The sequence below is a fragment of the Okeania hirsuta genome, from assembly GCF_003838195.1.
Taxonomy (GTDB): domain Bacteria; phylum Cyanobacteriota; class Cyanobacteriia; order Cyanobacteriales; family Microcoleaceae; genus Okeania; species Okeania hirsuta.
Window position 1 is genome coordinate 1 of record NZ_RCBY01000142.1, and the last position, 20,862, is coordinate 20,862.

At 35.7% G+C, this 20,862-nt stretch carries 19 protein-coding genes and 2 pseudogenes; 11 read left to right on the forward strand and 10 right to left on the reverse strand.

The features are described from left to right. Window positions 1-385: 385 nt before the first annotated feature. Together D5R40_RS20915 and D5R40_RS20920 are read right to left on the reverse strand one after the other, a co-directional pair. Window positions 386-586 carry a hypothetical protein gene (locus D5R40_RS20915; protein WP_124144115.1) on the reverse strand — a complete coding sequence of 67 codons (201 nt, stop codon included), beginning with the start codon at window positions 584-586 and terminating at the stop codon, window positions 386-388. 770 nt (window positions 587-1,356) lie between these two features. Then, entirely contained in the window at window positions 1,357-2,271 is a 915-nt protein-coding gene (locus tag D5R40_RS20920) for a 2OG-Fe(II) oxygenase (protein WP_124144114.1), read from the reverse strand. Window positions 2,272-2,416: 145 nt separating this feature from the next. Between D5R40_RS20920 and D5R40_RS20925 the strand changes: the two genes are divergently transcribed. Both D5R40_RS20925 and D5R40_RS20930 read left to right on the forward strand, forming a co-directional pair. Then, on the forward strand, window positions 2,417-3,340 hold the full coding sequence (locus D5R40_RS20925; RefSeq protein WP_124144113.1) for a nucleoside hydrolase: 924 nt from the start codon (window positions 2,417-2,419) through the stop codon (window positions 3,338-3,340). A 939-nt stretch (window positions 3,341-4,279) separates the two neighbouring features. Then, complete coding sequence (locus tag D5R40_RS20930) at window positions 4,280-5,362, forward strand: ATP-dependent 6-phosphofructokinase (protein ID WP_124144112.1); 1,083 nt, start codon at window positions 4,280-4,282, stop codon at window positions 5,360-5,362. Between the two features lie 193 nt (window positions 5,363-5,555). On the opposite strand, the gene D5R40_RS20935 is transcribed toward D5R40_RS20930, so the two are convergent. Then, entirely contained in the window at window positions 5,556-6,449 is an 894-nt protein-coding gene (locus D5R40_RS20935; RefSeq protein ID WP_205127303.1) for a prohibitin family protein, read from the reverse strand. Window positions 6,450-7,103: 654 nt separating this feature from the next. Here D5R40_RS20935 and D5R40_RS20940 point away from each other — a divergent pair. After that, complete coding sequence (locus tag D5R40_RS20940; protein WP_124144111.1) at window positions 7,104-7,325, forward strand: element excision factor XisH family protein; 222 nt, start codon at window positions 7,104-7,106, stop codon at window positions 7,323-7,325. 86 nt (window positions 7,326-7,411) lie between these two features. Then, the gene (locus D5R40_RS20945; protein WP_124144110.1) at window positions 7,412-8,227 is read left to right on the forward strand and encodes an RNA-guided endonuclease InsQ/TnpB family protein; all 816 of its coding nucleotides are present in this window, start codon (window positions 7,412-7,414) and stop codon (window positions 8,225-8,227) included. Between the two features lie 391 nt (window positions 8,228-8,618). Here D5R40_RS20945 and fabG read toward each other — a convergent pair whose 3' ends face one another. Then, entirely contained in the window at window positions 8,619-9,386 is a 768-nt protein-coding gene (gene fabG / locus D5R40_RS20950) for a 3-oxoacyl-[acyl-carrier-protein] reductase (RefSeq protein ID WP_124144109.1), read from the reverse strand. Window positions 9,387-9,615: 229 nt separating this feature from the next. Between fabG and trxA the strand changes: the two genes are divergently transcribed. Further along, on the forward strand, window positions 9,616-9,933 hold the full coding sequence (gene trxA / locus D5R40_RS20955) for a thioredoxin (protein WP_124144108.1): 318 nt from the start codon (window positions 9,616-9,618) through the stop codon (window positions 9,931-9,933). Window positions 9,934-10,444: 511 nt separating this feature from the next. Continuing rightward, on the forward strand, window positions 10,445-11,872 hold the full coding sequence (locus tag D5R40_RS20960) for a proton extrusion protein PcxA (RefSeq protein WP_124144107.1): 1,428 nt from the start codon (window positions 10,445-10,447) through the stop codon (window positions 11,870-11,872). Window positions 11,873-11,923: 51 nt separating this feature from the next. Here the strand turns inward: D5R40_RS20960 and D5R40_RS20965 are convergent, their stop codons facing one another. The 3 genes from D5R40_RS20965 to D5R40_RS42765 form a co-directional block, all read right to left on the reverse strand. Beyond that, window positions 11,924-12,910 (reverse strand): NAD-dependent epimerase/dehydratase family protein, encoded by a 987-nt coding sequence (locus tag D5R40_RS20965; protein ID WP_161564410.1) that lies wholly within the window; start codon window positions 12,908-12,910, stop codon window positions 11,924-11,926. A gap of 273 nt (window positions 12,911-13,183) precedes the next feature. Then, window positions 13,184-13,759 (reverse strand): hormogonium polysaccharide biosynthesis acetyltransferase HpsU, encoded by a 576-nt coding sequence (gene hpsU / locus D5R40_RS20970; RefSeq protein WP_124144105.1) that lies wholly within the window; start codon window positions 13,757-13,759, stop codon window positions 13,184-13,186. A 510-nt stretch (window positions 13,760-14,269) separates the two neighbouring features. After that, a complete protein-coding gene (locus D5R40_RS42765; RefSeq protein WP_161564412.1) occupies window positions 14,270-14,542 on the reverse strand; it encodes a type ISP restriction/modification enzyme in 273 nt (90 codons plus the stop codon). A gap of 107 nt (window positions 14,543-14,649) precedes the next feature. Between D5R40_RS42765 and D5R40_RS39905 the strand changes: the two are divergent. After that, a pseudogene (locus D5R40_RS39905) lies at window positions 14,650-14,934 on the forward strand (transposase); the annotation flags it as partial. A gap of 8 nt (window positions 14,935-14,942) precedes the next feature. Beyond that, window positions 14,943-15,203 (forward strand): transposase, encoded by a 261-nt coding sequence (locus tag D5R40_RS42770; RefSeq protein WP_124155147.1) that lies wholly within the window; start codon window positions 14,943-14,945, stop codon window positions 15,201-15,203. A 272-nt stretch (window positions 15,204-15,475) separates the two neighbouring features. Here D5R40_RS42770 and D5R40_RS20985 read toward each other — a convergent pair whose 3' ends face one another. From D5R40_RS20985 to D5R40_RS20995, 3 genes are all read right to left on the reverse strand, one after another. Beyond that, the gene (locus D5R40_RS20985) at window positions 15,476-15,712 is read right to left on the reverse strand and encodes a hypothetical protein (RefSeq protein WP_124144104.1); all 237 of its coding nucleotides are present in this window, start codon (window positions 15,710-15,712) and stop codon (window positions 15,476-15,478) included. Between the two features lie 980 nt (window positions 15,713-16,692). Beyond that, window positions 16,693-17,643 (reverse strand): glycosyltransferase family 2 protein, encoded by a 951-nt coding sequence (locus D5R40_RS20990; protein WP_124144103.1) that lies wholly within the window; start codon window positions 17,641-17,643, stop codon window positions 16,693-16,695. Between the two features lie 328 nt (window positions 17,644-17,971). Then, entirely contained in the window at window positions 17,972-18,889 is a 918-nt protein-coding gene (locus D5R40_RS20995; RefSeq protein WP_124144102.1) for a glycosyltransferase family 2 protein, read from the reverse strand. 333 nt (window positions 18,890-19,222) lie between these two features. On the opposite strand from D5R40_RS20995, the gene cobU reads away from it, so the two are divergent. The 3 genes and pseudogenes from cobU to D5R40_RS21010 form a co-directional block, all read left to right on the forward strand. Next, window positions 19,223-19,786, forward strand: coding sequence for a bifunctional adenosylcobinamide kinase/adenosylcobinamide-phosphate guanylyltransferase (gene cobU, locus D5R40_RS21000; protein ID WP_124144101.1), 564 nt, complete (start codon window positions 19,223-19,225; stop codon window positions 19,784-19,786). Between the two features lie 141 nt (window positions 19,787-19,927). Then, window positions 19,928-20,377: a hypothetical protein gene (locus D5R40_RS21005; RefSeq protein ID WP_124144100.1), complete on the forward strand. Its 450-nt coding sequence runs from the start codon at window positions 19,928-19,930 to the stop codon at window positions 20,375-20,377. A 300-nt stretch (window positions 20,378-20,677) separates the two neighbouring features. After that, a pseudogene (locus tag D5R40_RS21010) lies at window positions 20,678-20,862 on the forward strand (hypothetical protein); the annotation flags it as partial.

Here is a 20,862-nt window from a genome sequence, read left to right on the forward strand (position 1 = left end):
GGGGGAGCGAATCCCCATGTAATTTTCCTCCTGTCTCCTGTCTCCTGTCTCCTGTCTCCTTCTTCAAATTACTCCGAAGTCAGGGGATTTGATATGACACACCATAGTTGGCAGAAGCTTCTTCAATTAGTGCGCGACGCTCCCGCGAACGCTCTGGCAAGAGTTCCATTCCAGCCTAGAGCGTAGTTTAATGAGTGCTTCGGGAGGGTATTTGCTTGCGACTCACGTCTTTCCTTTGACCTGCGCAATGTAGTGGTAAAGCCTGGGCTTGTTTTTGATTATGTGATTCATCCATTTGAAAAGCGCTGTAAAATTTACTTTATAAATCAGCTCTTAATAAATATCTAAATCCTCAAATTTAACTTGATGAAATTATCTGCTAAATTTAGCCACGGGTTGTTCCTTCTTTATAGGGAACAGGAGGGTCTTCATCAGAAGAACTCACAAAGTGATGAAAAATTTCTTCACCTAATTCATCAGAATATCGTTCTACCAAATTATTGTTAATTTCTATAGTAGGCAATCCCATTGTTACTACTACAATTAATGTCAATATAGATAGTATTAAATCATTTTTATTGTACATAACAATCACCTCTCAATCACAAAAATGAAACTTTAAATTCAGGTGTAGTAGAAGCAAAAAATTATTAAGAGGTAGATCTATAATTCATTGCAAATAGATGTCTATGACAAAAATAATCAGAATAATTTTTTATTTAATTATCAATGTCGTTGTATAAATTATTCTCCAGTTAAGAAATACGGTTTTACGCAATATATATTATTTTTTTTATTTACGGAATGAGAAATATTCAAGCTGTATGTAATTCTTATATAAAAGTTGTAGAATGGGTGAGATACAAAACTCTAGGGAGTAGGCAACAGTTAAAAAAAAACTGTACCTAAGGCTTCTTCAGAAACGCTATATAGTAATTATCAAATTGGTGAGATACAAAACTCTAGAAAGTAATAAGTAGAAAAAATACTGTATATCATTAATATGATAAAAGTTATAGCAATTAGCATATCCTGTATCAGTACATCACTTTTTTTGGAGTTGTTAATATTATGGTAGGCTTTTTTTATAGTCTCTAGATAGTTGGCAAAACTGAAAAAAAAATATTCCCCCTTATTGATACAGAGGGAATATTGCATGATGACTGAGTAGACAAAAAAATTGTTTGTACAGCAAAGAACTAGTTGTTTACGACATTAGGGTATAGAGTGATGATCAATCAAATAGGGGGAAATGTTTTTCCTATTGTTCCCTCACAGAAGTCCGCTACCAGATGCGTCTGTCGCTGACACTGGGTCGCACCGCTATTCCCTGCTTTACTTCAGTAAAATAACTATTTATGCTACTAATCTTCTAATCCAACCATTAACTGTAAACCGACTATGTTCAAATGCTTTTGATGGACAAACTACAGGCATTACCTCATGTCTGCAACGACTGTTAAAAAAGATGATGGAATTATTAGCAGGGGTAATAGTTTGAAAATTCTCATGAGTTATTGCTCCACCAGCTTTTAATTCAGTATCATAAATTCTTAGCTCACCTCCAGAAAAAGCTTTGGGTTCTTGATAAAAATAATATACATAAGTAATTTCTCTACTTGCTGTTTTTTCGCTACCCGCATCATTATGAATTTTGTAATAACATCCATCATTATGTGCTGTTAGTTGCGCTTCAATTTCTGATATCTCGAAAGGACGAAAATTTAGTTGAGCTAATACTTCTGGCAAGGTTTGTAATATTTTGCTTTGAATAAGTGTTGATAATTCGGGAAAGTATTGTGAAAATAGTACATAAGACTGCCGATATCGATCTGCTTTAGTGGTAGTGGTTGATTCAATATATTGGTCGCGTTTTTGAATGGCAATTTCTATAGCTTTTTGATTTTCTTCGGGAGATAAAAAGTTTTGAAGTTCTACATGAACAGCAGGTAAAAATGTAGATTTTACTTGTGCTATTTTAGGTGTATAAGCAGAAATATTTCTTGTTAAATTATCTGTATTTAATTGGTTTATTTGTTGTTGAGCATCAGATATTAATGTACTTGGTGATCGAGGGTTGGTTTGAGACAAAATACCTGTCATTTCTAGAATTTTCAGGGCTACTGTTGCTCGTTCTTGTGCCGGAAGTTGTTGATTTTTGAGAATTTCTTCTAAAGTATCAATTGACTGAAACAGTAATTTATTTACTCTTTCTACTGGCACAATATTGTTGTTAATATTATTATTCCTTGCTGATGATTCTGTGTACATAATTCAACTCAATTATTTACTAAAGGTTTGATGACGTTTTCTGTTAATAGTTGATCTCATTGGTTTAGATAAAATCTCAATGAACATTCCTAAACTTATCTGAATATCACATATAATTCTAATTGAAATCTAATCTTTAATGTTGATGTCCAAAAAACTTGTACTGATGGATCATGATGGTGCTGTAGATGATTTTCTCTCCACTGTTTTACTAATGACCATGGAAAATGTTCAATCTTTAGGAGTAATTGTCACCCCTGCTGATTGTTATATTAAACCTGCAATTAATGCTACTCGAAAAATTTTAGATTTAATGGGATGTTCTGATGTTCCAGTGGCAGAAAGCACAGTGCGTGGTGTTAATCCTTTTCCAGTTTTATTTAGAAGAGATTCTTTTGCTGTAGACCATTTTCCGATTTTAAATGAGAAGGAAACTATTGATACTATTTTAGTTTCAGAACCTGGTCAAAATTTTATGGTACGAGTTTTAAAATCAGCACCAGCACCTGTAACATTAATGGTAACTGGTCCTTTAACAACTGTTGCTGTAGCTTTAGATATTGCTCCAGAAATTGAGTCAAAAATTCAAGAAATTGTTTGGATGGGTGGTGCTTTAAATGTACCGGGAAATGTGAGTAAAGATATGGAACCAGGTCAAGATATGTCCGCAGAATGGAATGCTTATTGGGACCCATTTGCTATTGAAAGGGTTTGGCAAACTCAAATTCCAATAGTACTTTGTTCGTTAGATATTACTAATAATGTACCCCTAACTTCTGAGTTTTCTCGTAAATTAGGCAAGCAAAGAAAATATCCGATCTCTGATTTTGCCGGACAATGTTATGCTTTGGCAATTTCTCAGGATTATTATTTTTGGGATATTTTAGCAACTGTTTATTTAGCACATCCAGAATTTTATCAACTAAAAGAATGGGAAACTACAGTTATTACAAAAGGAGTGAGTCAAGGTCGCATAAAAGTAGAAACTGGTGGGCGGAAAATTATGGCAATGGAACGAGTGGATACAGAGAGTTTTTATCGTTATATTCTCCAACAATGGGCGCGGTAAAAATTTAAATTTGAAACAGGAAAGATCGAAGTTGGAAACAGAAAAAAAGTGAATGGCAATACTAATATAAGCCACTCCACATCTACAAACCTCAACCAATTTTAGATACCGGATAAACTAGAGGATATTAAATCTATAAAGAATAAAGGGCATTGGTGAAGCGCGTGTATGATATTAATTTTAATTATTTAGGAGTAAACCCACTCCCAGGATGGGAGTCAGTCCTCAGGAGTCAGGAGGAAAGAAATAAGAAAGAGTAGTAGAGGGAGAAAGTTTTTTATTTTCGCTCTTATCCCGACAAGATATCATGCCTCAAATCACCAACACCGAATAAAGATAAATTAATTTATGAATTAATTATATTTTCTATAGTATTAAATTAATTTGATCGGTTCTTTATTTGAAAACAAAAAATTGCTCACTTCTCTACTACCGAGCGCAAATGGTCAAATTTTAACTTTAGCTGGTGAATTAATTTAACTTGTTTGATAACTCCATCAAAAAACCGCTAGTCCTACTCCGGTAATGGTAGATGAGGATAAACAACGGTGCTTCATGGGAGTAATATCATGTCCGTTGGTATCGTTTGTGTAAAAGTTAGCGTGGATATCTACAGGAAATTTAAGTTTTTTTCTTGCTCAATTGCCTTCCTGTTTGTTGCCTGTTGCCTACCTTTGCTATACAATACCGATGCTACCGGACATGATATAAGATACAAGCAAGGGAGCAAGATGCTCCCACTGCTTTTGTCCTTGAAAAAATAATTACAATAGACCACCATTACAATGCACCACCACCAAAAAACCTTTTATCATCCAACTGAAAAATCCTATAAATATAAATACTGACAATTGACTGGTAAAATCCGATAGACAGCTTCAACTTCAGAGTAGAAACTGTTACAAATTTATGTTCTTTATTGTAGAGAAAATCATAATTATGGTAGAACACAAACGTATTGGCATCCTTACCAGTGGAGGAGATTGTGCAGGCTTAAATCCAGCAATTCGGGCGGTAGTATATCGCGCAATTGGAACTTATAATTGGGAAGTTTTTGGCATTCAGCAAGCTACCCTGGGATTGATGGAACGTCCACCAAAAGCAATCAAACTTGAAATTGAAAAAATCGACCCCTTACTCACAGCAGGTGGTACAATTTTAGGAACTACTAATAAGGGCGATCCATTTGGATTTCCGATGCCAGATGGAACTGTGCGCGATCGCTCTGAGGAAATTATTGAAGGGTATCGTTTATTAGAGCTTGATGCTTTAATTGGTATCGGGGGTGATGGTAGTCTAACTATTCTCCGTAAACTTGCTCAACAGGGAAATTTGAATCTAGTGGGTATTCCCAAAACTATTGATAATGATGTCAACTGTACTGAATTGTCTATCGGTTTTAATACTGCTGTCAAAATTGCCACAGAAGCACTAGACCGCTTACATTTTACTGCTGCTAGTCATAGTCGAGTTATGATTCTGGAAGTAATGGGGCGAGATGCGGGACATATTGCTCTCAATGCTGGTATTGCAGGTGGTGCAGATGTAATATTGATTCCCGAAATTCCTTACCAAATAGAGCGAATATGTGACTACATCCGCAAACGCCAAGATTTAGGCAAAAATTACTCTTTGGTAATTGTCGCAGAAGCAGTGCGTACTGAAACAGGAGAAGCAGTCACAACTAATGATTCTTTGGGTCAATCTAGATTTGGTGGTATTGGGCAATATCTAGCTGATAAACTTGCTGCTTGTAGTAGTGCAGAAACTCGCGTCACCGTCTTAGGTCATATTCAACGTGGTGGCATACCTTCCCCGACAGACCGATTAATTGCTTCAGCTTTTGGGGTAGCAGCAGTTGACCTCATTGCTGAAGAAAAATATGACCATGTAGTAACTTGGCAAAATCGACAGGCGATCGCTGTGCCAATTGCAGATGCGATTTCTAAGTACAGAGCGGTAGATCCTAATGATACTTTAGTTAAAACTGCTCGGAGTATAGGTATTTGTTTGGGAGATTAATGTTAAAAGTTGGGTGGGAAAGTCTTTTCCTACCCGATGGATATTAATTTCAGGCGTTGGTGAATCAAGCTATGAATTAAGATATTATTAAAGGTAAATCAAGAGAGAGCTTGACACACTCATGACAATGACTCTAGTTTTACGCCTAATTCCGAGCGCGTACAATAAACCCATTTTGGCACAGTCTCGTCTTTTATCTCTTGTCACTATCCACTAGCTTGTTCATATCGAGCAGAAGAGTATCTTCATTTCCACTCATCACCAAAGGAAGCTTACCATCCCATGATTCTAGGAACAGTTTTTGAATGACTAATTCAGAACCCTGTGCTTTCAAGCTTTCCGCTTCTAGACGATTGGCCTCAGCTTTTCCCTTAGCACGATTAATCATTGCTTGCGCTTCTTGCTCGGCCTCTTGAGCAATATATTTGGCTTTTTGAGCTTTCTGTTCCGCGATTTGTTTTTCCTCAACTGACTTAGAAAACTCTGGAGAAAAATCCACATCAACTAAGGCAGTGGCAACTACCCTAATACCAAATTTCTGGAGACGCTCAATTATGGAACCATTAAAAGTCTCCATCAACTCTTCTCGTTTAGTCACAGATTCCTCAGCTTTCAATTTAGCTGAAGCAATTTTAAAGGCTTCCTGCGCTTGAGGTTCAACGTACTTCTCTTTAACATTATCAAGGGTTCCTACATCACGCAGGATATTTACTAGCTCACTGGGTTGTACTTGATAATTTACCACAACCTCGGCGGTGATATCTTGTAAATCCTTAGAGGCTGCAGTCAAGCCATTAATCTGGTGTTTTTGCACCCGAATGTCGTACTTGTTAACCTTAGAGACAAAAGGAAGTATGATATGAAGTCCTTCACGCATAGGCTCTCCCTCACGGACAGAACCGAGTACCTGCAAAACTCCGGCTTCACCAGGTTGAAGAATTAAGAACGTACTGCGGAGCATCACTATACCAAATAATCCCAGTAAAGCAGCGATACCAATTTTTATCGGATTTTCAACGTTGAGCATAGACTTAGAAGTATTTAATGTTCTAGGAGGAGGAAATTTTTGTCTTGGTGGTTTATTCATAAAGTAAAATATTTTCAGTGATTACATTTTGAAGAAATTTCATTCGACTGTTTTTGGACTTTTCAATCTCCATTAAATTATTCTCCATTATTAGTAATACAAATTCCGCACGTCGATTTATCGTATAAAGAATGGTGATTTGCAAAGTATTTTAACCTCATCCATTTTTCAACCTGGAGTTTGGGACTAAACTCTAGTATTATAGTTTCAATTGATAAGTTCTATATAACTCTATTTCCAGTTTTAAGGAGGATATGCAGTTATATTAGGCGTAAAACTAGAGTAATTGTTATGAGTGTGCCAAGCTCTCTGCAATCACAAACTAGATAACGAATTTACACCATTTCAGCTTTCACTATTTATTAAAAATAGTTGATCAAAGGTATAGCATAATTTTCTAGGCAAGGACTTAGAAGTCTTACCATAAAAGGATTATAAAATTAGTTGACAGGCTCATTAGCATATTCTCCCAGGATTTTAGTAATAATTTGATGATAATTATTTATGGTATCCATGAACAAATAACCTCCTGTTTAGCATCAAAAGTTATTAAACTCAGTCGTTGATTTTTAAATAATATTTGACCGATAGGTAAAACCTCAAATTCAGATATAATAATAGTATCAAATAATTGTCAAGTATTAATATATAATTATGCCAGCTCAAGATATATTCCATGATGCTGTCAAAAACGCCTTAATTAAAGAAGGCTGGACTATTACCGACGACCCTCTATACATAGAATTTGCTGGAGTTGATATGTATGTCGATCTGGGTTCTGAAAAGCTTTTTGGTGCTGAATCTGAACTACAAAAACTCTTTATTACTCAAGCTAAAAAACAGAAAATAGAGAATGGTTTTCAGAAGTGTCTGTAGTGCCATTACAACAATCATTAAATGACTTAAACCAGGCTTACCAAAACTTTTTTAATTGAACTAAGGGTAAAAGAAAAGGTAAAGCAATTAAACTTCCCAGATTCAAAAAACGCAGGTCAAAACAAACTGCCAGGTTTACCTTAAGAGGATTTCAACTACATGAAGACAAAGTATACTTAGCCAAAATAGGTTGTTTCAAAGTAGTGTGGTCAAGACCCTTACCAGGAGAACCATCATCAGTAACAGTAATCAAAGATTCAGCCCATAGATACTTTCTGAGTTTTGTAGTAGAAATTCAACCACAAAAACTACCAGAATCCAGCAAATCAGTAGGCATAGATTTAGGCATTTCTACATTATTCAGCAATGGTAAAAAAGTAGATGCACCAAAACCATTAAAAAAACGAATTAAAAAGTATAGAAAATTAAGTAAATCATTATCAAAAAAAAGTAATGGTTCTAAACAATATGAAAAAGCCAGACTCAGGGTAGCTAAATTTTCCTTCGGAATGCTGCGCAAACATAGTAAATTAAAAGATACTAGAACAGATTTCCTGCATAAATTATCCACAGAAATAATTCGTGAAAACCAAACAATTATTCTGGAAGATTTAAACGTTTCAGGTATGATGAAAAATCGGAAATTGTCCAGAGCTATTAGTGATTTAGGCTGGAGACAATTTCGTACATTATTAGTAGGACATACCTCTATTCCCTGTTCTCTCACAGGAGTGCGCATTCTCTCTGTTACTTGGCATTCTCATGGGGAGGAAACTATTCCCTACGGGACGCTTGCGCGTTTTCCTACCGAGTACTGCGCAAACATCTTGCGGAGCAAAACGCCGGGTTCCGAGCACTTGTGTCTGTCGCCGACGTGGGGTCGCACCGCTGTTCCATTATAGAACCCATTTGGGTTCTATTTAAAAATATAGGGGGAGTGTGGGTAGATGGTGAATCTGGAGGCAAATTTACACCTTTTCCCCTTATTCTATTTCTCGAACTCCTGAGTTCTGACTCCTGACTCCTGTGCCAAAAACCCGTACCGCTTGCAAAGATATCAAATGGCTTCTATATGAAATTGGGGCGTTGGTGATTTGAGGTATGATATCATGTCCGGATGAGAGGGCGTTCAAAAAACTTTCTCCTTATACTCCTGTTTCTTCTTCTTTCTTCCCTCCTGACTCAGTTCTCATGAGTACCCCTCCTGGGAGGGGGAGGGGCGAGGGGTGGGTTGACTCCTAAGTAATTAAGATTAATATCATACACGCTATTCAGCAACGCCGAAAATTGGTATTAAGCCATCACCATTCCCCCATCCACATTAAATACTTGACCTGTAATATAATTAGCAGCACTATCAGCAGCTAAAAATTTAATCATACCCGCTACTTCTTCTGGTGTACCATAACGACCGAGAGGAATAAATTTGATAATTTCCTCAGAATTTTTCAAGTCCTTAGTCATATCAGTCGTTATAAACCCAGGGGCAACAGCGTTTGCTGTAATGCCACGATTAGCAAGTTCTTTTGCTACACTTTTAGTAAAGCCAATAACCCCTGCTTTAGCTGCACTATAATTAGCTTGACCAGGATTACCCATTTGCCCAGTTACAGAAGCAATATTAATAATACGACCACTCTTTTGTTTGAGCATAATTTTGCTAACGGCGCGGGTACAGAGAAAAACCCCCGTCAAATTTAGGTCTATTACTGACTGCCAGTCATTGGGTTTCATCCGCAAAAGCAAAGTATCGCGAGTAATACCAGCATTATTTACCAAAATATCAATGCGACTCCATTTTTCCATCACTTCTTTGACGAGGGTATCAACCTCTTCAGCTTTAGAAACATCTGCTTGAAGTGCCATCCCATTGCCACCCGCAGCAACTATTTCTGCCACTACTTCCACAGCCGCTCCACTAGAGTTAGCATAGTTAACAACTACATTTGCCCCTTCCATTGCTAATGCTAAAGCTGCTGCTCGACCAATTCCTCTAGATGCACCTGTGATTATTGCTACTTGTCCCTTCAAACGCTGTAATGTTTCGGGTAATGCCTCCATAATGAAATCCTTTGCTATATGATTTAAACTAATTTATCAAAATAATTGGGTTTAAAACCCCGCCTTGATTGGCGAAATGTTTTTGGAGGGTTGCTCAAATCCCCGTTACAAAAACAACTTCTGACTTCTGACTTCTGACTTCTGACTTCTAACTTCATTGACTTAGGGGATTATGGCTTGTTGAGTTAAGCTAATAGATAGAATAGATAAGTATATATATTTTCTCAAGATGGCAGTTAAAAAGCAGTTTGATAGTTTTGATGAATTACTTGCTAGTTCAAAAATACCTGTTCTAGTGGATTTTTATGCAACTTGGTGTGGCCCTTGTCAAATAATGGCCCCTATTCTGGAACAGGTCAATCAAAAGATGAAAGATCGACTGCGGATAGTTAAAATTGATACAGATAAATATCCTCAGTTGGCATCAAAGTATGGCATTCAAGCTTTGCCGACTTTGGTTTTGTTTAAAAATGGTCAGCCAGTAGAACAGATAGAAGGGGTTATACAAGCACAACAGTTAGTTGAACGCTTAGAGAATATTGTCTAAATTTAATTAGGGCTAGCTGATTAATTATCAAAGTATTGATACATAAAGGTTTGAGTATTTTTAGGCTCGAATTGCAGTAGGCCTGTTTCAGTTGAAAACGCTCAAAAAGCTAGTATTTTGGGCTGACTATGGCAGAAAAATCCCAAATTGACAATTCTTACTCCTACCTCCTCGCTCATTCCCCGTTCCTCCTGTCTCCTGTCTCCTGTCTCCTGTCTCCTACCCCTACTAAAAGACTTTTGAGCGCAAATCCTAACTAAATATTTTTGAAGAAATAGACATAATTATGATTTGGCTGAATATCATATTTATGCTCACATTAAAAGCAAAAATATGCTAATATACCAGCTAAGTTGATAATAGTAAAAAGATATTATTTTTAAGTGGAAATTGCTTGTTATCAAATATACAAATGTTCATTACTCGCTCTTTAAACTACTAACTTGAGATTATCAGTTCTAAATGTAATAAATAGTGGCGAGCTGATTGAACTTATCAGAAAATAATCAATATGGCTATTTACTCCTGGAAGCAATTTAAACTCTCTGTTCTGAGTGCTAATGAGTGGTTCCGAGAAACTCCTGAAAGAGCTTTGGATATGGCTTATGATGCCGCCCTCAATATTAAGGCGATTGAAGATCAACATTTTGAAGGTCAAAATATTTCTTTAACATCAGCTAGTTATGGTGATAGTGTTAAGTCTTATTTTAATTCTGCATTGAAGCGATATTTAAAAGTTATTGAAACTAGATTAGCTGAGTTTAATGCAAGTATTTCAGTTGTAGGTATTTTTGAGAAAAATCAGTTTGGCGATAGCGAGGATAAACTCAATAAATATTATCGGCAAGAATTTCAGGATCGACCATCAATTATTTTGGAAAAATTAGAGTTTATTGATGAAGTAGCTAGTCGATATCGTAAACAAACAAAATCTCCAATTCAAAAATCTAATTCAATTGTAGAAGTGCCTGATACTTCATCTTCTTTAGCTATAATATCTAGTCAAAATAATATTAATAATTCTACTAATAATATATCATCTAATTCTGCTATAAATACTACAGAAACACTAAAAAGAGATCAACCTGAAACTAGCTTTTTACCCCGTTCATTATTAAGTACTTTCAAAAGAATCAAGAAAGAGTTAGACCCAGAAGCTGAAGAAGATGTAATTAAGAAATTTAGAAAATCTAAAGTTAAGACTATTACTTCGGTTAGATTTATTTTACTATTGATTTTAGTGCCTCTACTAATTCACCAGTTATCAAAAATAACTTTTGTGGGTTACTTAGTCGATAATTTTATGCCAATCTCTAGTCAACAAGAAGAGATTTTTATTAACCGCGACTTGGAAGAAGAAGCTTTGATGGAATTGCGCAAATATGAGGAAGAACTTCATTTTCAAATTTATTTAGGCCATACTCCTGAATTATTTCCAGAATTATATGAAGCTGGAAAAGAAGTTTCAGAAATACCTAAGCTTCAAAGAGAAGAATTGATTGAGCATAAAGTAGAAGAAAAAGCTCAAGAAATAGCTTCGGAATATAAAAATAGAAGTAATAATGCTATTAAAAATATTTTTTGTGACCTGATATCTTTGATTTCTTTTGTTGGCATTATTTCTGCTAATAGAAGAGATGTTGAGATTTTAAAGTCTTTTATGGATGATGTAATATATGGTCTTAGTGATAGTGCTAAGGCATTTATTCTGATTTTGTTAACAGATATGTTTGTAGGGTTTCACTCCCCTCATGGTTGGGAAGTGATTTTGGAAAATGTTGCTAGACATTTTGGAGTAGCAGAAAGTAGAGATTTTAATTTCTTGTTTATTGCAACTTTTCCGGTGATTTTAGATGCTGTTTTTAAGTATTGGATATTCCGTTACTTGAACCGTAGTTCGCCTTCTGCAGTGGCAACTTACAAGAATATGAATGAGTAATATCAATTATCAAAAAATTCCTGAATTGTTAATATTAATATAGTTTTAATCTTAGCTAAGTTTATATAGATTAAGCACTTCCTGAGGAGCATTTTTAATCCAATCAACCATTTGTTTAACTCCCTCTTCAATATTTACTTGATGTTCATATTGTATTATTTCCTTGGCTCGCTCATAAATACCCCAGCTTTTAGTCAGTTCACCAGGCCTTAATGGGAGTATTTTGGTTTGAGGTATAATTCCAGTTACATTTTCAATAATACTTAGCAACTCAGCAAAATTTGTTCCCTTGCCACTACCAATATTATAAAAGAATGCTCCTTGTTTTTCAGATTGCGCAGCTAATACATAAGCCCTTGCAATGTCACTTACACTAACATAATCTCTGACTTGATTTGAAGGTTCACCAAAAATAGAAATTTCTTGATTTTTTAACACATAAAGTGTATATAGAAGAACCTCATCAAGTGTTACCGGACTTTCCCAGGGACCATAAATGTTGAACATCCTCAAACAATGTGCTGTATATCCATAGGTTCTTGCACCTGCCAATACCTCTATTTCCCCTTGAAACTTAGTTTTTGCATAGGGAGATGCTGGTTCTGGGTATATATTTTCTGTTATTGGCAGTTTGTCTTCTGTTACTGCACCATAAACTGCTGCTGAGGAAGCATAAAGTATTTTAGGAACACTAGCTGCTACACAAGCATTAACAATATTTTTTGTACCTAGCGCATTGAGACTAAAATCATCATTCATGTACTTGACACTCCAGGGAGTATCAATATTTGCTGCTAGATGAATCACTAAATCAGCGCCTCTAAAAGCTCTTGGCCAATCTCCTCCCAAGTCCCGAATATCATTTTCGATTAGTTCAACTAATTCTAATTCTTTTTTGTTTCTGAGTCCGGTACGCATATTGTCAATCACAACAATATTATCGGCTATGGGCTGAAACTGAACAATTATTTCTCTACCAACAAAACCAGCTCCCCCCACAATAACTACTTTTGAAAATCTTTTATTGAATTCTACCACTATAATACTCCTCAGATCGGTTATTTTCTGAACGAAAAACAATATAACATTAAAACATAATATTCTCTATTGAGTCAATTTTTACTTGATTTATATCCTTATTAATATGATTAATAATTTAATGTCTTATACCAATTCACTTTCAGGATGTCACAAATAGTTTCGCTCCTTAATAAATGTCAAATAATTGCCTGAAATTATTGTACAGTCAAAGTTTTTAGTCTATCAAATCTAACTTTCTGACTTCTGAGTTCTGACTTCGGTGAAACGGTATTACATCTTAATCTGTCTTGGGTAACGAGGTTGACAAGGAGTTCCTAAACAAACCTGACCTGATGGCATATCTTTAAACACACTACTCCTAGCACCAATAACAGCATTAGCACCAATATTAACCCCTGGAGCAATAAAACAATCTGTAGCAACCCATGCACCATTACCAATAGTAATACTTGCTGTTTGTAAACCAAATGTGGGGTCTTCCATATCATGACTACCCGTACAGAGGTAACTTTTCTGAGAGATAACGCAATGTTGACCTATTTTTATATGGTCAAGACTGTATAAAACTACGTCGTCTCCAATCCAACTATAATCGCCGATCGCTATTTTCCAAGGGTAGGTAAATCTGGCAGTGGGGCGAATTAAAACTCCTTGACCAATTTTGGCTCCAAAGAGATTTAATATTAGTCGTCTCAGACCATATAGAGGTTGGGGAGTTAGTGGGAAAGTAATTGCTTGTATGAACCACCACAACAGTACAAACCAACCCGGTTTACCTCGGTCATACCAAGATTGGTCATATTTGCGAAGATCGACCCAAGATTCTGTTTGTTGGTTATTTATCATTGAAAGTTAATTTTTTTTAGGCTTGACTCTAATTTAATAATTTTATACCATTTAGATATATAAACTAGGTAAATAGTGATTTTTATAGACTTAGAGTAAAATTTACATAAATTTCCTATAATACCTTGATTAGCATATTAGCATATAATAGTTAATTTTCAAAGGTTTATTCAATTTATTTTGACTGTGGAATAGATTAATAAATTGAGTCATAAAAAGAGCAAACCTCCAGAATAATTTGATCTATTTCTGTGATTATTTTTCTGGTTTGTCTGGTGAAAAAATAATTTTTGCCGACTCATTGGTTATGGGATAAATAAATAGTTACTAGGGAAAATTGAGAGAATTTTGATAAATTTTTCTACCACCTCATCGGTTGTGGGATAGACAAATCATAATTTTGGGGAAGAAGAGAGAATTTGGGCAAATTTTTCTACCTTATATCTAGGTAGATGGAATGAAAACTATATATAGATAAATGAATTTTTTATCCTCAATTGGACTGTCTGACTATCTGAGGTGAAAGTTCGGAATAATTTGATCTATTTTTGTCATTAATTTTCTGGTTTCTCTCAGGGCAAAAATAATTTTTTGATACTGATTAATCTTTTCATCCGATAATTCCCGGTTAGCTTTTTTTCTATCTTTAAGCCATTTATCTAAAACTTGGTAGCTACCGATTTTAAATTCCCATATTTTTTGACTGACCCCTGTGAAATAACAATTTTTGTTAATCCATATTTTTTCATTTGTCAGGTCATACTTAGGGCTTGCTGAATAAATTTAAAAAACTTACACACTCAGCGATTAAAGGTATTTTGAATTAGAAATTGTACCCAATTTTGAGCTAAAATATACTCTTATTCCAGGTATCTATAACTGCACACACCATGTACAGACAAGTAGGCCAAGGTGACACTGCACCAGAAAATTTGGAACTGCCGTTCAATGGCCAACTATCTCCAGAAAATCCTTGGGTAGTGATGGTTAGTCTAATTCCTTGGCCAAAATATGAAGATGTATATGCTAGCTTATTATCTGAGGAAAGAGGAGCACCTGCCTGATCTTTTAGAATCGCCTTAGGGGCGTTAATTATTAAAGAAAAATTGGGTATAAGCCACAGGGAAACAGTAGAACAAATCAAGGAAAATCCATATTTACAATACTTTATTGGTCAAAAAATATTGATAAAGAACAGAAGAAACAAGCTCACTTGGATGAAAGATTGCGGAACCATATTGAGGGTAAATTCGGGCAAGCAAAAAGAGGATTTAGTCTGGCGAAAGTGATGGCCAAACTTCCTGAAACTTCTATGACTGCGATCGCAATGACCTTTTTAGTAATCAACCTTTCTACCCTCGCCGGAAGAGGCATTTTCTCTTTTTTTGTAGTTTTTTGGAGAAAAAACTGTTTTTGCGGTGTATTTTATAATTTAAAGTTATAGCTGAATAAATGATGATAATAATAAGTTATAATCAGCTTTCTTTGAATCACAAATCAACCGTTTTCAGACTTTTGAGCGCAAACCCTAAGTAATTAGTTAAAATTAAGTTTTTCCCGATTTCAGATTCTAAATAACGTTTTAACTGGTCAGTTGATTGGATTTTTTCTAAATTTTCACTAATTTTTTTTAGCTTCTATATAGCCAAGTAAATTATCATTTTCTTTGTGGGTTTAATACCCCACCGTCTACACGGTGTTCAAAATTACTTGGGGTTAGAATCCCCATGTAATTTTCCTCCTGTCTCCTGTCTCCTGTCTCCTGTCTCCTTCTTCAATATTTTTCCTAACTTTAAAATCTGGGATACCAGCTTGATTTCCAGTTTCTTCAATATTGGCATTAATTCCCAACATGGCACCCTCAATCAGATTTTTCAAAGCAGGATAGTGGGTACGCTCACTACCTTTTTCCAGATTTTTATCTAATTCTTGTAAATAGTGCTTAAATTCCATCAATCTGTATTTTTGGCAAATATTTCAAGGATATTATCATAGAATAAAAATTCTCAGAGACCATTTATCAACAAAATATTAAACATAGAATACTGCCACAGCAAAAGTAGGAGCTTGGAGACCAAACCCTTACACAATGCTAGCTATATTTTAGTCAATATTTTAATCTTATTTGATAGTTGAAAAAAACTTTATACCAAATCTCAAAAGTCTTGCTACATCTTTTTGAGAGTAGGAAATAGGGAGTAAGGAAATTAGGAATAATACCATTTCTCAAAAACTTTTCTACATTTTGTTGAGCAGGGGACTCACCCCTAACCCCTCCCAGGAGGGGAAATAGGGGAGTGGAGGAGTAGGGGAGAAGTAAAAAGTAAGAATAATTAACATTAACTGGGCTATTTTTAGCAAAAGGGTGATTATAACTGTTTTGATTAATTAATAACTGAAGTCTTACCCAAGTCTAGCGTTACTTTTAGGAATTGGTATAAGATATCTTCGCTTAATGCCTAGAATCCTTAAAAAGCCTTTCAGTCCGTAAATGCTGTTTGCGGAGCATTCCGGTACGGAAAATGCTGATAGCTAGTTAATAGTATAAAAATCAAAATAAGGAAGTAGAAAATAGGTTGACTTTCCTCTTTCTACCTCCTTTAAATGTTCGGTGAATTTCAGATTAATTAGCTACATTTTTGGCATTACTGATTATAACTATCAACTCAAGTATGATAATAAATTTAGAGTTATCGATCTATCAGAATCATCAGCAATAAAACCTAGTTTTTCCGACCCCTTCTTTGAACTTAGCTCACATTCAGCTTTTAGCTGTTTCATAAATAATGAATATACACTGCTAAGGTCAAGGTTAGTTGTTTTTTCAATACTTTGAATTGTCCTTAAACCTCTCAATACTAATTCCTGCTTTAAAGGCAATGAATTAATAGCTGATTGCTGATTGCTGACCGCTGAATGCTTATGCCTAATTACTAACTACTACTTGCTGAATCTACCTGAGCAACTGGCTGAGGTTTAGGAGTTTTTTCTATTTTCTGAACAGCATTTAACTGACCACCACAATCTTTAAGTTCGTAAAGTTTAACACCTATTTGATACTCATATTGACTCAGTAACCTACCGTAAATATATCCTGCTTTACCATCTAAAAACCCTAATTGAATAAAGTAAAATAAAATAAACCTCAATATCGGTTTAAACGGTAATCTTACCCATATCTTCTTCAGAAAACGTTTACGCTGTACCGCATCCCCAAATAAACTTGCACCAATAGTTCCATCATCATCCTGACCAGTCAGTATATTATAATGTACTCGCGCTTCCCAGTTAGAATAACGATTGTGTCTTTCCAACCAGTGGAATAAATCACGAAAATCTTCGTGAAGCATATCATTTTTCAGATAGCCTACCTTTCCATTCAAAACAACGTGTTCATGCACTTCATTATCCCCCGTATTGGCCACTCCCTCAGTTCCTAAATTCTCGTAGCGACCTTCTTTATGCTTAAATAAACGCAGATTCCAATCAGGATATTTACCCCCATAACGAATCCATTTACCTAGAAAAAATACTCGTCTATTAAGGTAGTAACCATTGTAATTTGGGTCTTGAATAGCTACAGCAATTTCATCCCATTGCTCAGGAGTAATACGTTCGTCACAATCAACAATAAGTACCCACTCATTCCGAAATGGCAAATTTTCTAAAGACCAATTTTTCTTTTTTGGCCATTGACCATTAAAATGGAACTGTACTAAATTTGCTCCATAACTTTCTACAATTTCCCCGGAATGATCGCTGCTTTGAGAATCTACTACAAATATCTCATCTGCTCTTGCAACACTATCTAGACAAGCGGGTAAATTTTTTTCTTCATTCTTAGCCGGGATGAGAACTGAAACTGGTATCTTAGATGATGTCATAGTTCAGAATTTTATAGATAGGTATTACCTTATTTTATTATCGCTATAGTTCGAAGGCACTAATAGTTTTGTATTGAGTTGCCTTGGGTTAGTATTTAGATAGTTAGGATTTGATGTTGAGTGGCCTTGAGTTAATCTTTAGGTAAGTACGATTTGAGATTGAGTGGACTTGGGTTAGTATTTCTACAGGACGATCAACTTTTTTTACCTACCACCTAAAATCTACCACATAATACCTACTTCATAAATATCATGCCCTGATATTTTGAGTGGCTTTGGGTTAGCTTTTAGGCAGGGCGATCGGCTTTTTTTACCTACCACCTAAAATCTACTTCGTAGATATCATGCCCTGAATAGCTGCACCTAGATAGCCTATTTGAGCATAAGCATAGACAAAATTATCAAAACGTTTGGCCGGGTCTGCTATATTTTTTAGAGACTTGTACACACCCCTAATCATTCTATCGCTCCCCTTTCTTATTTGTCTAAGACCCGCCTGACCAGCTAGTTGTTCGCGATAACATTCGCTAATGCCTTGCCACCAACCTCTCTCAATAAACCAGGAAGGTCTAACCCTTTCAGGAGCTACATTATGAGCAACCAAAGCTTCAGGTAAATAAGCTACTTGCCAACCTTGCTTGATTGCTAATTCTGTGGTGTGTAATTCTTCATTAGACAGTAGCTTTTTGCCCACTCGACCTAAGTTAGTATCAAAGCCATCAATTTGTTCAAGAAATGTACGACGAATGGAATAATTTAAACCTCTGGGAGTTAAACCAGGCTGATTAATATACACTACAGAATCACCAAGGTCATAGTAACCTAGGTTTCCTGATAATTCTGGAGAAAGCCATTTGGGGGGGGTAATTCCTTCTGGCCAAATCAAGGTAACTTTACCACCAGCGATCGCTAGTTTTTCATTACTTTGAAAAGCTTCTTGCAATACCCTTAACCATTGGGAACTAGCAACAGCATCATCATCAAGATAAGCTAAAATTTCTGCACTGGCTGCTTTTGCCCCTGTATTTCTGGCCACAGATAATCCTGTGACTGGCTCATATACATATTTCAGATTGGGACTAGGATATCTTGCTTCTACTACTTCGCGGGTGCGGTCAGTGGAAGCATTGTCTACTACTACTACTTCAAAGCTACCAGGAAAATCCTGTCCAAGTAGGCTATCTATGGCAGCTCCTAAGTAATTGTCCCGATTATGAGTGCAGATAATAGCAGATATTTTGGCCATAGTTAATTCTTACTATTTTGGAGTTTTCACGGATTTTGGCCGAACTTACTATTTACTAATTTATTCTAATTTATTATCCTTTATTTTCAGTTTACACTGGATTATACCAATTCTCAAAAGTAATGATATACTTAGGTAAGACTTCAGTTATTAAGTAATTAACGTAGGCAAAACAACTTTTTTGCTAATTAGTAGCCTAGTTAATGTTAATTATTCTTATGTTTACTTATCTGTAGGGGCGTTAGCGGCAGCTAACGCCTCTATTCCCCTAATCCCCGACTCAAGAAAATGTAGAAAAGTTTTTGAGAAATAGTATTATTTGTTTGTATTCCCATGAATTCTCCTCAAGCTACTTCTAAGAAACTAATTTTGGTCACAGGTCCTGCTCGCTCTGGTAAAAGTGAGTGGGCTGAAAATTTGGCGATTAGTTCTCACAAACAAGTAATTTATATAGCTACCTCTCAAGTTGATGGTCAAGACCTAGAGTGGCAAACTCGAATTGAACAACATCAAAACCGTCGCCCTCCTGATTGGACTACCTTAGAAATACCTGTGAAACTATCAGAAACTTTGACTACTTATGCACATCAAGACTGTTGTATTTTGGTAGATTCTTTAGGTACTTGGTTGGCTAATATTTTGTCACAAGATGAACCAGCTTGGAATGAAACTTTAGCAGCTTTGATTGAAGCTTTATTAAAAGCTAGTAGCGATGTAATTTTAGTGGGTGAAGAAACAGGTTGGGGAGTAGTTCCTTCGTTTCCTATCGGACGACTATTTCGTGATCGCCTTGGTCATCTGATTCGTCGAGTTGGAGTAATTTCTCAGTCTGTTTATCTAGTTACAGGAGGTCATGTTTTGAATCTTAGTGCTTTAGGCACACCTTTGAATATTTAATTCTTAATTTATTCTAAAGGAATAAAGTATTAGCTTCACTCCCCAATTTTAACGATGGAAAAGTTAGAATGAAGGTAGATGAACGAGGCTATTTATTAGCTTTGAAGTTCTATGAAACGGAAAATATCGGAGCTAAAAATTATGGCATCTCACGATCAAGTCAAACAATATATTGCCTGTTGGTTTCAGTTAGGTAAGAAGGTATTAATGAGAAATGGCCAAGCAGCTATAAAACCTCAAATCGTACTTTTAGGCGATCGCTACAGTCAAGATTTTGAATCATGCTGGCAACAAATTTTATCTTCTGGATCGGGAGATTGTTTTTTAGAGGGGACACATCAAACAATTGCAGAATTATTATCTCCAGAGTGGGACATTAGTGATTGTGCCCGTTGTTCGATGCCTATCCCATCTCGTGTTAAAGGAATGCCCCCAGATTGTTGTCCATGTTTCGATTTACCTAGTTGGCCTGATAATGAAAAACCATTGCCGCGATCGCCCATCAATAATAAATCATATTTACTGGGTATTTGTGAGCGATTATTCAACAAAAAAGAAAGTATTACTACTCATAGTCACCATTCTGAATAGGAAGATTTTAAGCATCTTTTCGGGTATTTTGGAAAACATTCAAGAATTCACAAGTAATTCCTGACTAACTTTGAGCATTTATAAATGTCCGCGCCCTATTTGCGTAAGTAAGTCGGTGAAAAAAAACCAAAGTATGTAAAGAAATTTTAAGCAGTTTGATTTGAGTAAAATTTAAAACGTTCTGTCCTGTAGTTTCCCTTTTCTCCCCTAGCTTGAATACCGTCAATTACTGCATAAGCAAGATCTAATATCAAATCCGGTAGCATCGGTATAAAAAAATTAAACCTGATAAATTAAGGGATGAATAGTAAGAGTTGGGCGATCGCCATGCCGAGATTGTTAAAGCTAGAACCACACAAAAGTATCGAAGAGTTGGAAAAACTCTACCGACAAACTCAAGACCCAATAGAACGAACTAGATGGCAAATCCTCTGGTTGATAGCTAAAGGCCACAAAGTAGAAGAAGTGGCTGAGGTTACTGGATA